The sequence below is a fragment of the Myceligenerans halotolerans genome (assembly GCF_054782975.1).
The window spans coordinates 31,129-44,632 of the sequence record NZ_BAAGRL010000013.1; the positions used below are offsets into that span (position 1 = coordinate 31,129).

The following is a 13,504-nucleotide window of genomic DNA, read 5'->3' on the forward strand; positions in this document are numbered from 1 at the left end:
AACGCCGACCGCTTCCTCGCCGCGGGCATCTACGGCTACGAGTGGGCCAACGCCGCCGAGCTCATGCGCGGCTACCCGGGCTTCGACGTCGGCCGGTTCCGCGACATGCTCCTGAACGTCTTCCACCCGCTGAGCGAGGACTTCCTGACCCACCACAACAACGCCGTCATCACGAACTACTGGGCCAACTGGGACCTGTGCAACATGGCCGGGATCCTCGCGACCGGGATCTTCGCCGACCGCGACGACCTCGTCAGCCGCGCCCTGGACTACTTCGAGAACGGCGCCGGCAACGGCTCCGTCGAGCACGCCATCCCGTACGTGTACGACGGCGAAGGCCTGGCGCAGTGGCAGGAGTCCGGCCGGGACCAGGCACACAGCATCATGGGCATCGGGCTCATGGGCACCTTCTGCGAGATGGCCTGGCACCAGGGCGTGGACTGCTACGGCTACGGGGACAACCGGTTCCTCAAGGCGTGCGAGTACGTCGCCCGGTACAACCTCGGCCACGATGTACCGTTCACCGACTACACATGGCAGTCCGGGCCCGACACGACCGCACCCCACGCGGGATGGCACACGCACACCGAGATCAGCAGCGGCGAGCGCGGCCAGGCCCGGCCCGTGTGGGACCTCGTCCTCGGCCACTACCAGGGTCGTCGCGGCCTGCCCGCGCCGTGGACCCAGGAGATCGCCGAGTTCCTCCGGCCCGACGGCGGGGGCGGCGACTACAGCCCGAACTCCGGGGGTTACGACGCCCTCGGGTTCACCACCCTCATGCACGCCCCGGCCACGTCGGTCCGGCTCCGCAACGTCGCCACGGGCCTCTACCTGGACGGCATGGGCCGCATGTCCGACGGCGACGCCGTCGGACAGTGGTCCGGCTCCGACAGCACGCGCCAGCAGTGGGATCGGGAGGCCGGCGGCGGGTACGTGCGGTTCCGCAACGCCGCCACCGGGCTCTACCTGGACGGCATGGGCCGCACCGTCAACGGCGACGCCGTCGGACAGTGGTCCAGCTCCGGCAGCGCCAACCAGCAGTGGCAGCTCGACGGCGCCCGCCTGCGCAACCGCGCCACCGGCCTGTACCTCGACGGCATGGGCCGCACCACCAACGGCGCCGACGCCGCCCAGTGGACCGGTTCGACGAGCACGAACCAGCAATGGCACATCACCTGAGTGGTCCGGGCCGCGCACGGCCAGCCCCGGGGGCTCGGCGGCCTCGCAGGCTATGGTCGGCAGTTCGGTGAGTGGTCGGCAGTTCGAACTGCCGATCACTCGCCGAAGTGCCGATCGTCCACGCAAGGACGGGCCGCAGCCGAGTACGACGACGGATCCCCGCCTCGTCAGGACTCGAAGGCGCTCCGCCACCGGCTCGGGTCGGCCGATGGCCGGCCTGGGTGCGGCGATAGGGTCATGTCCGTCGCGACGGCTGTCTCCGGCCGCCGGGCCGAGGTGACCCCAAGCGCACCGCGGGAGGAGGACGGCGGTTCATGCCCGAGTTCTGGCACAGCGCGCTCATGCCGCAGCTCGAGTCCCGGCGATCCTGTCAGGAGGTCGCCTGCTACCGGCCGCATACCCACGACCGCTTCTCGATCGGGCTGATCGACTCCGGCACGACGGCGTTCGCCGGCGCGTCAGGTGCGCCGGTCCCGCTCACCGCGGGTGATGTGGTCCTCATTCCCGCGGGGCACGTTCACGCCTGCAACCCGGAGCACGGCCGCTGGCGGTATCAGATGATCCAGGCCGACCAGGAGTGGATCACGACACTCCTGCCGGGTGCGCCGGGCTCGGGTACGTCGGGACCGCTGGTGGCGGGCTCCCGTGCGGCGGGATCACTGGCGGCGGGCCGAGTGGCTTCGGGCCGAGTGGCTTCGGGCCGAGTGACTTCGGGACCAGTCGCGGCGAGCGAGCTCCTGATCGGGATCACCGTGTTCCGGCATCCGGGCCTGCACCGCCGGCTCAGCGCGATCAACGATCTGCTCTTCGCCGGCGCCGACGGCCAACGAGTCGAGGCAGGGCTCCGCCGCGTCCTGCGGGAGTGCGGGAAGCTCACACCGCATCGCCGGATCGCTCCCACCACCGACGCGGCTCTCGCCGCACGACTGCGGCCGGTGCTCGACCGGCTGCGGCGCGACGCGTCGAATCCGTTGCTCGACGAGCTGGGAGAGCTCGTCGGGATGGGCAGGTACCAGCTCATCCGGTCGATGAAGCGGGCCACCGGGTTCTCACCGGTGGCGTGGCGGCACAACGACCGGGTCATCACGGCGCGCGCGATGCTCCGCGGGGGGCGGCCGCTGACGGAGACCGCGCACGCGCTGGGCTTCACGGATCAGAGCCATTTCCACCGCGTCTTCCGCGCCCACGTCGCCGCCACTCCGGGCGCTTACCGTCGCTGACGCAATTTCGTACAAGACCCCGCCCGCCGACCGCTCGAGACTCGACGAGGTTCGTCGTCGATATCTCAGGGGAGAACATGGAGCAGTTCCTTGCCGTCGCGGTCGCGCACTTCCTGGCCCTGCTGATCCCCGGCGTGGACTTCTTCCTCATCGCCCGCACCGCGATGGCCGGTGGCTGGCGGAACGCGAGCGGAGTCTGTGTCGGGGTCGCCGCGGCGAACGGCCTCTTCATCGCCGCGGCGTTCTCCGGGGTGTCCCTCGTCTCCGACCAGGTGATCGTGGACCTCGCCCAGACGGCCGGTGGCATGTTCCTGACCTTCGTCGGGGTGGTGTTCCTCCGCGCCGGAGCGGATTCCGAACTCGGCGACCAGCCGCGAGTGGTGCGCACCACCTGGGCGCGGAACCTGGGGCTCGGGCTGGCCTCTGGCCTGCTCAACCCGAAGAACGCGCTGTTCTACGTCAGCCTCGCCACTGCCCTCACCAGCGCGTCCCCGGCATCGCTGGTGCTCTACGGGGCGTGGATGTTCACGCTCGTCCTCGTGTGGGACCTCTTCGTCGCCGTCGCCCTCGGCTCCGAACGCGCACTCGCCGGCCTCTCCCGCATCCTCCCGTGGCTGACCAGGGCCGCCGGTGGCTTCCTCGTGCTGTTCGGCCTCGGGATGATCCTCAGCCTGTTCCTTCGGCTCGCGGGATGACACTCCGCCGGGACCGGCAGCGTCGGACGTCCCGTGTGCGTGTCCGACGCACCGCGCCCCCGGGGGTGTGCGGCTTCGTCGTCAGGGACACCGAGCCGGTCCCGCGAGAACGCCCGCACCGCCACGCGGCAGGGCCGCCGACACCTGCCACGCGGCCGACACCACCGCGCGGCCGGCCGACCACTCAGCCCGTCGGACCCAACGGTCACTTCACCGCACCCGAGGTGATGCCAGAGATGATGCGGCGCTGGGCGATGACGAAGACGACCAGCAGGGGCAGGCTCATCAGGAGGACGTAGGCGAAGATCAGGTGCCAGTTGTCGAGGTACAGGCCCGCGCTGGCGACCTGGAAGAGGTTCAGCGGCAGGGTGTCGAGCCGCCCGCCGACCACGAAGAACGCGTAGAAGACGTCGTTCCAGACGTAGAGGCAGATGAGGATCGTCGCCGTGGCCAGCACCGGCGCCAGGAGCGGCAGGATGATCGTGCCGAAGACGCGCAGGGGACGGGCGCCGTCGACCCGGGCGGCCTCCTCCAGTTCGGCCGGGATGGTGCGCACGAAGCCGGTGACGAAGAAGATCACCGTCGACATGTACATGCCCATGTAGACGCCGATCATGCCGACGGCGGTCCCGGCGAGGCCGAGCTGGCGCAGCAGGAGGACCACGGTGACCACGGCGGGCGGGAGAACGATCCCGCTGATCGCGAGCGCGTACAGCACGGCCATGAGCCGCGAGCCGCGCCGGGCCAGCACCCAGGAGGCGAGCGAGCCGAGCGCGAGGACCCCCGCCACGGCGGGGACCATGACCAGCAAGCTGCCGAAGAACGCCGCGGGGACGCGGCCCTGCTGCCACACCGCGGCGAAGTTCTCGGCGTAGTGCCAGCCGTCGGGCAGGGAGAGGTTGGGGTTGAGGGCGTCGGCCTGGGTCTTGCCCGCGGTCACGACCACGATCCACAGCGGCAGCCCGACGAGGACGACCACGGCGAGCACCGCGACGACGGGCTGGATGCGGTGCCAGGCACCGTGACGGTCGGTGCCGCGACGATCGACGGCACGGCGGCCGCCGCCGCTACGGTCGACGCCTCCCGGCACCCGGGAGGCGGGCAGGGCGAGTGGGCCGGCAGCGCCGGTCGCGCCAGGCGATTCGGCCGAGGCGGACGGGCGGGGCGAGTGGGCCGGGTCGGGCGAGCCGATCGAGGCGGTCACAGGATCTCCTCCCGCTTGCGCAGGGTCCGGATGACGGGGAACGCGAGCGCCACGACGACCACGAAGAGCACCAGGCTCATCGTGGTGGCCTGCGCGAACAGCCCCTGGCCGAAGGTGCGGAAGACGAAGATGTTGAGTAGTTCGGTGGTGCGGGCGGGGCCGCCGCCGGTGGTGGCCTGGACGATGTCGAACCCGTTCATCGATCCGAGCAGCGCGGTCGCGACGTTGAACGTCAGGGCGGGTGCCAGGAGGGGGAACCGGATCTCCCGGAAGAGGGTCCACGCGGAGGCGCCGTCGAGCCGGGCGGCCTCCAGCACGTCCTCGTTGATGGTCTTGAGGCCGGCGAGGTAGATCAGCATGGACAGGCCCATCCACTTCCAGGCGTGGATGAGCGCCACGACGACGATCGTCCATGTCGTGCTACCGAGCCACGGGATCGTGACCTGCTGCCCGAACAGTCCGCCGAGGATCGAGTTCAGGGCACCCTCGGGCTTGAGGATCGCCTGGAACACGTAGCCCACGGCGAGCGCCGACATGACGACCGGGATGAAGAACATGACCCGCGCGAAGCGGTTGACCCGGGTGTCGCGCTCGAGCAGGAGGGCGAGCAGCAGGCCGAAGAGGTTCTGGAAGATCGCCACGAGCACGGCGTAGACGAGGGTGATGCGCAGGGAGGTCAGGAGCGTTCCGCTGGCGAACAGGTCCTGGAAGTTGCGCAGGCCGACGAACCCGATCTCGCTCTTGAAGCTGGACCAGTCGGTCAGGGCGTAGACGAAGTTGAAGATCGTCGGCAGGAAGAAGAAGACGCCCAGGATCACGAAGGCCGGGACGAGGTACCGGGCCGGGTGGTGCGTGCCGGGCCGGTTGGTGCGACGGGAGGGCGGACGGTCGGGCACGGTCGGGCGGACGCCGCCGAGCGCGGTCCTGGGGTCGAGCTGTGCGGTCACGGTGGATCCTCGGGCGGAGGGTGCCGGGCCGCTACGGGAGCGGCCCGGCACCGTGCGGTGTCGGTCGGTGCGTCGGCCGGCGTCGTGGTGCACGACGGCGGCCGCCGCGGTGTCGGTCAGGTACCCCGGCCCCTCAGAAGCCCTCGACGCCCTGGGCGCGCGCGAGCTGGCCGAACTGGTCCTGGGTCTGCTCGGCGACCTCCTCGGGCGTGGTGGCGCCCTGGATCATGTCGGCGAGATAGATGTACAGGTCGGGGTTCGCCACCGCGAGTGCCTGCATGGATCCGACGGAGTCGGCCAGGGAGGCGTGCACGTCCAGCAGCGCCTGGGGGACGCTGTCCGGCGTGGCGACGCCGTCCTGCAGGGAGATGGTCTCCCGGTCGGCGACGAAGTCGGCGTAGCCGTCGCCGAGCCAGTAGGACAGCAGCTGGCGGGCGGCCGCCTCACGCTCGGCGTCACCGGTCTTGAACGCGACCAGCGCGTTGGACTGGTCGGGAATGAAGGTGCCGACGTTGCCGCTCGGCGAGATCGGGAAGAAGCCGATCTTCTCGTCGAGCTCGTCGGAGTCCGCGAGCGCCTGGAGCTGGCCGAAGAACGAGTTGACCTGCACCACCATGGCGGCGTCGCCGGTCAGCAGCGCGTCGGCCTGGTCCTCGAACGTGGCGGTCTTGATGTCCTCGTTGAACAGGCCGTCGTCGACGAGTCCCTGGTAGGTGGTGATGGCGTCCTGGATGGCCGGATCAGTGAACTCCTCCTCGCCTGTGTTCACGCGGTCCCAGAGGCCGTCGGCGGCGGCGTCGGCGAGCTGGACCTGGACCCACCACTGGGTGGCCCACTGGTCCGCGGCCATCTCGTGGAACGGGGTCTGGCCTTCCCCGTCCAGAGTGCGGCCGAGCTCGACGAACTCGTCCCAGTTCGCCGGGGTCTCGGTGATGCCGTGCTCGGCGAGGACCTCCTTGTTGTAGTAGACGCCTTCGACGGCGGGGCTGGTGACGAGGGCGGCGTAGCGGGTGTCGTCGAGGATGCCGGTGATGTCGGCGAGGCCGTCGCTGTAGGCGTCGACGAACGGCGCGTCGTCGAGCGGCTGCAGGTTCGCGGGTGCGTTGATCGCGGTCAGCATCGAGGCCGTGGGCTGCCAGAACGCGAGGTCCGGCATGTCGCCGGTGGCGACCTTGGTCTGGATGCCCTGCTCGTACGGGTCGGGGATGGTGACGACCTCGACCTCGGCGCCGGTGAGCTCCTCGAACCCGGCGACCACGGCGTCGGGGACGGTGTTGGAGTTCTGCGCGGCCCAGATGGTCAGGGTGGTGCCGGTCAGGTCCGTGTCCTGCGCGGGCCACGACTCCGATGCGGCGTCATCGTCGCCACCGCCGCCGGCCGCAGGGTCGCTGCATCCGGCAGCGAGCAGGCCGACCGCGAGGATTGCGGCGGGGACGGTCAGATACTTCTTCATATCGACTCCTTGCGGGGGTGCAGTCTTCGCCGACTGCGGGTGTTGTGGGGCCGGGCGGCCCCGGGTGCGGGGAGGGTTTCAGAGAGTTCGGTTCGGTGAGTTCGATTCGGACGCCGCGGTTCCGGACGCCGCGGCTTGCCGGACACGGAGGACGCGGGCCTGCGGCCCGGCGGGGATGGTGAGGGAGACGACGCCGGTGCCGCCGTCGCGGGTGACCTGCCAGCCGTCGGCGGGCGGGCCGTAGGCGACGTCGACGTCCCCTGCGGGCAGGTCGACGTCGACTGTGGTCGCCTCGGTACCGCGCCACCAGACGACGACGAGCGACTCGTCACGGCCGCGCAGCCCGGCGGCCAGGAGCGGCGATTCCCAGTCGGGCAGGCCCAAGGGCCAGAACGGCACCGCTTCGGTCAGCCTCGCCGACCACCGGCGGGCGAGCTCGACGCCGCGGGCGACGAGAGCTGCCTGGTCGGTGGTCATGGCGTCGAGCCGTCCGGACAGGTAGAGACGTCCGGCGAGCCCCGTGCAGAGGGTGAACACGATCTGCTCGTCGGTCATGTCAGGCTGGGGGTAGGCCCAGTTCGCGGCCTGTTCGGGGGCGATGCCCACGAGCGCTCCGGCCGCGATCGGTGGGTACAGCAGCGGGTTCTGCTGATCAGAGGTGGACTGTAGATCGAGGCGGGACAGGAGCGCGTAGTCGGCGCGCATGGCGCCGGACGCACAGTTCTCGACGACGAGCCCGGGGTGGCGGGCGAGAACGCCGTCGAGCCAGTCCAGGTGGGCCCGGTTCTGCCGGAGCAGCCCGTCGCCCGCGCTCCCGGCGTCCAGGTCGGTGCCGACGCCGGGGGTGACGTTGTAGTCGAGCTTGAGGTAGCCCACGCCGTACTCGTCGACGATGCGGTCGACGACCTCGTCGAGATGCTTGACGACGTCGCGGTGCCGCAGGTCGAGCAGGTGCCGGCCCTGCTCGGTGATGCGTGTGCCGTGGCGCTGCAGGAACGCCTCGCCGGGCAGGGACGCGGCCAGCGGGCTGCGCACGCCGACGACCTCGGGCTCGAGCCACAGCCCCGGCGTCATCCCGGCATCCCGGATCGCATCGACGACGCGGCGCAGGCCGCCGCCGGGGAACCGGGTGGTGGACGGCTCCCACAGCCCGACCGAGTCCCACCAGTCGCCGCCGTCGTCGTACCAGCCGGCGTCGATGCAGAAGTACTCCGCCCCGGCGCGTGCCGCGGCGTCGATCAGCGGGAGCAGCCGCTCCGTGGTGGGGTCGCCCATGAGCGTGTTCATGTAGTCGTTGAACACCACCACCGGGATCCGCGGACGCTGGTGCAGCGCGCGCCGGTGCCACGCCATCGCGCCGAGCGCGGCCTGCCAGCCGGTGCGCGCCCCGGCGATCGAGACGGGGACGGTGGTGAAGGTGTCGCCCGGCGCGAGAGTGCGGATCCAGGAGTGGTCGTCGTCGGTGGGGCCGAACAGTCCGAGGACGAGTTCCTCCTCGTCCCGCGTGGACAGGCGTACGGCGAGCTCGGCCCGCCAGGCACCGTTGTGCTCGACCTCCCAGGCCAGCGCGGGCCCGACGGCGGAGGTGGCGGCGTCGGAAGTGAGGACGCCGCACGGGTTGCGCTGCCCGGAGGACCAGGAACCGGTGCTCACGACGGCGCGGGCGCCGCGGGCGTCCTGGTGCTGGTGGGCGGGCAGGTCGAGGCCGACGAGGCCGTCCTGCGCGGACAGCCGCGTCCACGCCCAGCGGTTCTCCCCCACCCACTCGCTGTGCCCTTCCAGGCTTCGGGTGGCGGACACGGGGGCCGGGCCGGCAGGCCGTCCGAGCATCAGGGAGGACACCGACTGGAGCGTCACGGGCGCGGCGCCGTCGTTGCGGACCACGGTCCATGCCTGCAGCGAGCTCCGGCGCCCTGGCTCCTGCCCGTCCGCGGCCTCCCCGTCCGGAACCTGGTCACCCAGAGCCCCGCCGGCCGAACCGCGGCCGTTCGGGACTCGCAGGCACGAGGTCACGTGGAGGCCCGTGATCGGGTCGGCCTGTTCCACCCGCACCTCGGTCCAGCCGAGAACGTGCTCCACCTCGTGGCCTCGCACGCGCAGCCGGGCACCGATCGCTGTCGCGGTGTTGCGGGTGTTGCCGCTGGCACGGCCCTGTCCGACGGCGAGTATCTCGACCAGGGGCTGGGTGGGCACCCGCCCGTCGTCGTACGTCGTCAGCGCGGCGGGGGCGTCCTGGGGCAGGACGAGCACGAGCTGGTCGTCGGACCACAGCGGTACACGCGTCGCTGTGGGGAGGTCGTTCGCCGTCGTCGGCAGGCTTCCTTGCACGGGCCATATGAAAGCGCATATCAAACCGCGATGCAAGCCCCTCCACTCAAACCTTGGCACATGGAGGGCTCAGCAGCCGGTACCGCTTTCAGGCGGAAGCAGGACTATCGCGGGCTCGCGGGAGCCGCCGACGAGCGGAGGATCAGGTCCGGGACGAACCGGACCGAGGCCGGCGTCGTGCCGCTGTCGATCTGGGCGCGCAACAGGTGGAACGCCTTCTGTCCGAGCCGCACGAAGTCCTGCCGCACGGTGGTCAGGGACGGCGTCCACAGGTGTGCCAGCGGGTGGTCGTCGAAGCCGATGACGCTCACGTCCTGCGGCACCCGCCGTCCGGCATCGGTCATCCCTCTGACCAGGCCCATCGCCAGTTCGTCGTTGCCGCACAGGATGGCGGTCACCTCCTCGGAGGAAGCCAGGCGGGTGCCGGCGTCGTACCCGGAGTCGGGCGCCCAGTCGGCGTACAGCACCTCGGGGACCGGCGCGCCCGCCGCGGCGAGGGCGTCCCGCCACCCGAGCATGCGGGCGCTCGGGCGCCCCGGGGACGGGATCGCGACATGATGCACGCTCCTGTGCCCGATGTCGAGCAGGTGCTGGGTGGCGCGGGCCGCGGCGAGGCGGTCGTCCATGAACGCATGCGCGATCTTCTCGTCCGCAGGGCGCCCGGACGCGGCCGCCACGACCGGCAGCCACGGCGGGATGGCGTCGAGCGTCGCGACGCCGGCCGGGTCGTACTCCAGGACGACCGCCCCCGCCATCGGCTGACCCAGGGCGTGGTCGATGGCGGCGTCGACCGTACGCCGGTCGTCGGTCTCGACCACCGAGATGACCACCATGAACCCTGCCTGGCGCGCCGCCTCCTCGATCCCCTGGAGGGTGGAGGCGTAGCCGTACCGCGTGGTGTCGCCGGTGAAGACCGCGATCATCGGCTGACCGCCCGTGGCCAGGGCGCGGGCGGCACCGTTGGGCCGGAAGCCGAGCTCCTTGATCGCGCCCGTCACGCGTTCCCGGCGCCCGGCGCTCACCGGCACGGAGCCGTTCAGCACGCGGGACACCGTGGGCACCGAGACGCCCGCCACCCGTGCGACGTCGGCGATGGTAGGCGGCTTCATCGGGCGTTCGTTGTCCACGAGACCAGGCTACGCGGTTGCCTGCGGCATCGAGCGATGCCCCCTTGCCAAGACAGGATGATTAGCGCTTTCATAGGCGACACCAACAACCCGACCCACGAAGGAGTGGTGTGCCCGTGAGCACGTCAGAAAGCGCACGTCACAAGCCCGGCCGTCACGGGCCTGGCCCTCACCGACCCAGTTCTCGCCGATCCCCGCTGCGGCGGGCCGGTGCGGTCCTCGCCACGGCGGCCATGGCGGCCGCCTCCCTCACGGCCGCGCAGCCCGCGGCCGCCGCCACCGAGATACTGGTGGTCGACTTCGGCACCACCACCGGCGCGTTCCGCGGCGGCGCCACGGGCACCCTGTACGGGTTCGGCGACGAGGGGGTCCCGACCAGGGCGCTGGTCAACGGCGCCCACATCACGAACTCCTCGCAGCGCGCCCCCTACGGCACGCAGCACCCCAGCGGCGACTCGCTGCGCATCGAGGACGACTTCTTCGCCAAGCACGGCCAGGAGCTGGCGATCTACATCCAGGACTACTACCCGGACTGGCCCTACAACGGCAGCCAGCGGCCCGGCGACTCGCGCACCTACGACCAGTCGACCGGCACATACACCAACGAGTCGAACGGCGTCTGGGACTACCTCGAGGTGGTCGAGTTCGTCACCGAGGCCGTCGCGACACAGTCCGACCGGCCGCAGGACTACCTGTTCATCCCGTTCAACGAGCCCGACGGCGGGAACTGGTACCCGAACTGGTCGGCCCAGCGCGACCAGTTCCTCGCGGACTGGGACGCCACCTACGCGAAGATCCAGGAGGTCTACCAGCGCCACGGCCTGGGCCACGCCCGCATCGGCGGGCCCGGCGACACCCGCTGGCAGCCCACGCGGTCGGCCGACATCCTGACGCATGCCCGCGACAACGGCACCCTGCCGGACGTGTTCATCTGGCACGAGCTCGGCATCAGCAACCTCGCCTCCTACCGGTCGCACTTCGCCGACTACCGGGACCTCGAGCAGCAGCTCGGCATCGACCCGATCCACGTCAACATCACCGAGTACGGGATGCTGCGGGACATGGGCGTGCCCGGGCAGCTCGTCCAGTGGTTCTCCATGTTCGAGGACACCAAGGTCGACGCACAGACCGCCTACTGGAACTACGCCGGCAACCTCTCGGACAACACCGCCCGCCCCGGTGGTGCGAACGGCGGCTGGTGGATGTTCAAGTGGTACGGCGACCTGGCCGGATCCGAGACCGTGCGGGTGACCCCGCCGCAGCTCGACACCGTCGACACGCTCCAGGGCATCGGCGCGATCGACACCGGTGAACGGCGTGCCACCGTGCTGTACGGGGGCACCAACTCCGACGTGCGGCTCGACCTGCGCAACCTGCCGTCGGCCGAGTTCGGATCCACCGTCGACGTCGAGGTCCGCGAGATCACCCTCAGCGGCGCCGAGGGCCTGACCGGGACGCCCCGCGTGGTCCACGCGCTGGACGGCGTCTCCCTCAGCGACGGCGACCTGGACCTGACGGTCCCGACCTACGACCGCTATGCCGCCTACCAGGTCGTGGTGACCCCCGCCCAGGACCGGACGGTCGGCATCGACCCCACCTGGCACACCAGCACCGAGGCCGAGGCCACCACGCTGACCGACGCCCAGGTGTACACCCACGACCCGAGCGCCGACGGCGGCTGGCAGTTCCTCGCCTCCGGCGGCAGCGACGTCGGCTCCTTCAACCAGGCCACGTCGCGTGCCGACTGGAACGTCTCCGTGCCCCGGGACGGGACCTACCGCTTCCAGGTCATCGGCGCCACGCCCGGCACACCGGGCCGGCACGCCTTGTTCGTCGACGGGTCGCACCGCGACACGATCCAGTACACCGCCGATCTCGCGCTGAACGACCGGTCCAAATGGCAGTACCGGGGCAGCGCGGAGGTGACCGTCAGCCTCACCGCCGGCACCCACACGCTGTCCGTGCGGGCCGGCGAGGACGGCTCGACGGTACTGCCGAACTCGGACATCACCCTCGACAAGTTCCTCCTGACCGACGTCACCGACGGCGACCCCCTCACCTACCCGGCGAGCACCCTGCGGTACGACGGCGGGGCGGGTCTCGGCTGGGAGAGCGGCACCCGCGGGTACGGGCACGTCGCCGGCTCCGGCCAGCGGGCCGACGCCTACGTCACCGCCATGGAGACCGGCTACTACGACGTCGCCGTCGAGTACTACACCTCCGCGGCCTCGGACCTGCGGCTCGACGTCGGTGGACGCGTCGCGGCCGACGTGAGCGTCCCGGGTTCCGGACACCTGAGCACCACCGTCCGCACGCATCTCACGGAGGGGATCAACGAGCTCGAGCTGCGCTCCGACGCGGGGATCCGCGTCAAGTCCATCACCGTGACCCGGGCCGCCGACGGGGACGACGCCGCCACGACCCTCGAGGCGGAGTCCCTTCCCCGCTCCGGGAACGTGGAGGTGCGGACCGCCACCACCTCGTCCGGGTCCAACGCCTCGGGCGGGCAGTACATCGGCAACCTCGGCAACGGGACCGCCAACACCGTGACCGTCCCGCGTGGCAGCGGCTTCTCCGAGGCGGGCGACTACAACCTCGTCGTGCACTACGCCAACGCCGAGCTCTCGGGCGACCACGACTACAACCCGCAGGTGGTGGACCGGCGCATCGTCGTGACCGAGGACGGCCAGGCCGGGCAGGCCGGCAGCGCGTTCTTCCGCTACACCTATGCGTGGGACAGCTTCTGGCAGCGCACCATCCCGGTCACGCTCGCCGGCAGCACCGGGGATCTCACCCTCGGCAACGACACCGCCTGGGCGCCCGACGTCGACAAGGTCACCATCGCGCCGCTCGTCACCGGGAACCCGACGACGGTCCCCACGGGCATCCGAGTCGCGACCAACCGCCACAGCGCGCTGTGCCTGGACGACTACAAGTGGGGCACCGAGCCCGGCGCCGAGGTGCGGCAGTGGACCTGCAACGACGAGCCCGTGCAGCGCTGGCACGTCAACGACCTCGGGAACGGCCACGTCGAGCTCGTCAACGACTACAGCGACCTGTGCCTGGAGGACAAGAACGGGGCCACCACCAACGGGGCCGAGGTCCAGCAGAACACCTGCTCCCAGGCGGAGATCCAGCAGTGGAAGGCCGAGGATCTCGGCAACGGCTGGTATCTCCTGCGCAACCGGCACGCCGGCCTCTGCCTCGACGACTACCAGCTCAACACCGACCCCGGCGCCGAGGTCCGGCTCTGGACCTGCCACGGCGACCCCAACCAGCAGTGGTCGCTCGCCTGAGAGGTCGCGCGAGTAGGCAGCGTCGTCTCAGGTGGTGCACCAGTGCGTGCATCGC

The 13,504-nt window shown here is 71.0% G+C and carries 9 protein-coding genes; 4 read left to right on the top strand and 5 right to left on the bottom strand.

Annotation, left to right across the window (positions count from 1 at the left end; translation table 11 throughout):
* The 3 genes from ACYVK5_RS11100 to ACYVK5_RS11110 all read left to right on the top strand — a co-directional run.
* A partial coding sequence (locus tag ACYVK5_RS11100) for an RICIN domain-containing protein (RefSeq protein WP_460704841.1) occupies positions 1-1,179 on the top strand: 1,179 nt, incomplete at its 5' end.
* 314 nt (positions 1,180-1,493) lie between these two features.
* Positions 1,494-2,399, top strand: coding sequence for an AraC family transcriptional regulator (locus tag ACYVK5_RS11105; RefSeq protein WP_460704843.1), 906 nt, complete (start codon positions 1,494-1,496; stop codon positions 2,397-2,399).
* A 77-nt stretch (positions 2,400-2,476) separates the two neighbouring features.
* Positions 2,477-3,094 carry a LysE family translocator gene (locus tag ACYVK5_RS11110; protein WP_460704845.1) on the top strand — a complete coding sequence of 206 codons (618 nt, stop codon included), beginning with the start codon at positions 2,477-2,479 and terminating at the stop codon, positions 3,092-3,094.
* A 205-nt stretch (positions 3,095-3,299) separates the two neighbouring features.
* On the opposite strand, the gene ACYVK5_RS11115 is transcribed toward ACYVK5_RS11110, so the two are convergent.
* The 5 genes from ACYVK5_RS11115 to ACYVK5_RS11135 form a co-directional block, all read right to left on the bottom strand.
* Positions 3,300-4,298 carry a carbohydrate ABC transporter permease gene (locus tag ACYVK5_RS11115; protein WP_460704847.1) on the bottom strand — a complete coding sequence of 333 codons (999 nt, stop codon included), beginning with the start codon at positions 4,296-4,298 and terminating at the stop codon, positions 3,300-3,302.
* On the bottom strand, positions 4,295-5,245 hold the full coding sequence (locus ACYVK5_RS11120; protein WP_460704849.1) for a carbohydrate ABC transporter permease: 951 nt from the start codon (positions 5,243-5,245) through the stop codon (positions 4,295-4,297). The genes ACYVK5_RS11115 and ACYVK5_RS11120 overlap by 4 nt, the downstream gene beginning before the upstream one ends.
* A 133-nt stretch (positions 5,246-5,378) precedes the next feature.
* The gene (locus ACYVK5_RS11125) at positions 5,379-6,698 is read right to left on the bottom strand and encodes an extracellular solute-binding protein (protein ID WP_460704851.1); all 1,320 of its coding nucleotides are present in this window, start codon (positions 6,696-6,698) and stop codon (positions 5,379-5,381) included.
* Between the two features lie 78 nt (positions 6,699-6,776).
* A complete protein-coding gene (locus tag ACYVK5_RS11130; protein WP_460704853.1) occupies positions 6,777-9,026 on the bottom strand; it encodes a glycoside hydrolase family 36 protein in 2,250 nt (749 codons plus the stop codon).
* A gap of 104 nt (positions 9,027-9,130) precedes the next feature.
* Entirely contained in the window at positions 9,131-10,153 is a 1,023-nt protein-coding gene (locus ACYVK5_RS11135) for a LacI family DNA-binding transcriptional regulator (protein WP_460704855.1), read from the bottom strand.
* Positions 10,154-10,269: 116 nt separating this feature from the next.
* On the opposite strand from ACYVK5_RS11135, the gene ACYVK5_RS11140 reads away from it, so the two are divergent.
* Positions 10,270-13,449: an RICIN domain-containing protein gene (locus ACYVK5_RS11140; protein ID WP_460704857.1), complete on the top strand. Its 3,180-nt coding sequence runs from the start codon at positions 10,270-10,272 to the stop codon at positions 13,447-13,449.
* The last annotated feature ends 55 nt before the right edge of the window (positions 13,450-13,504 follow it).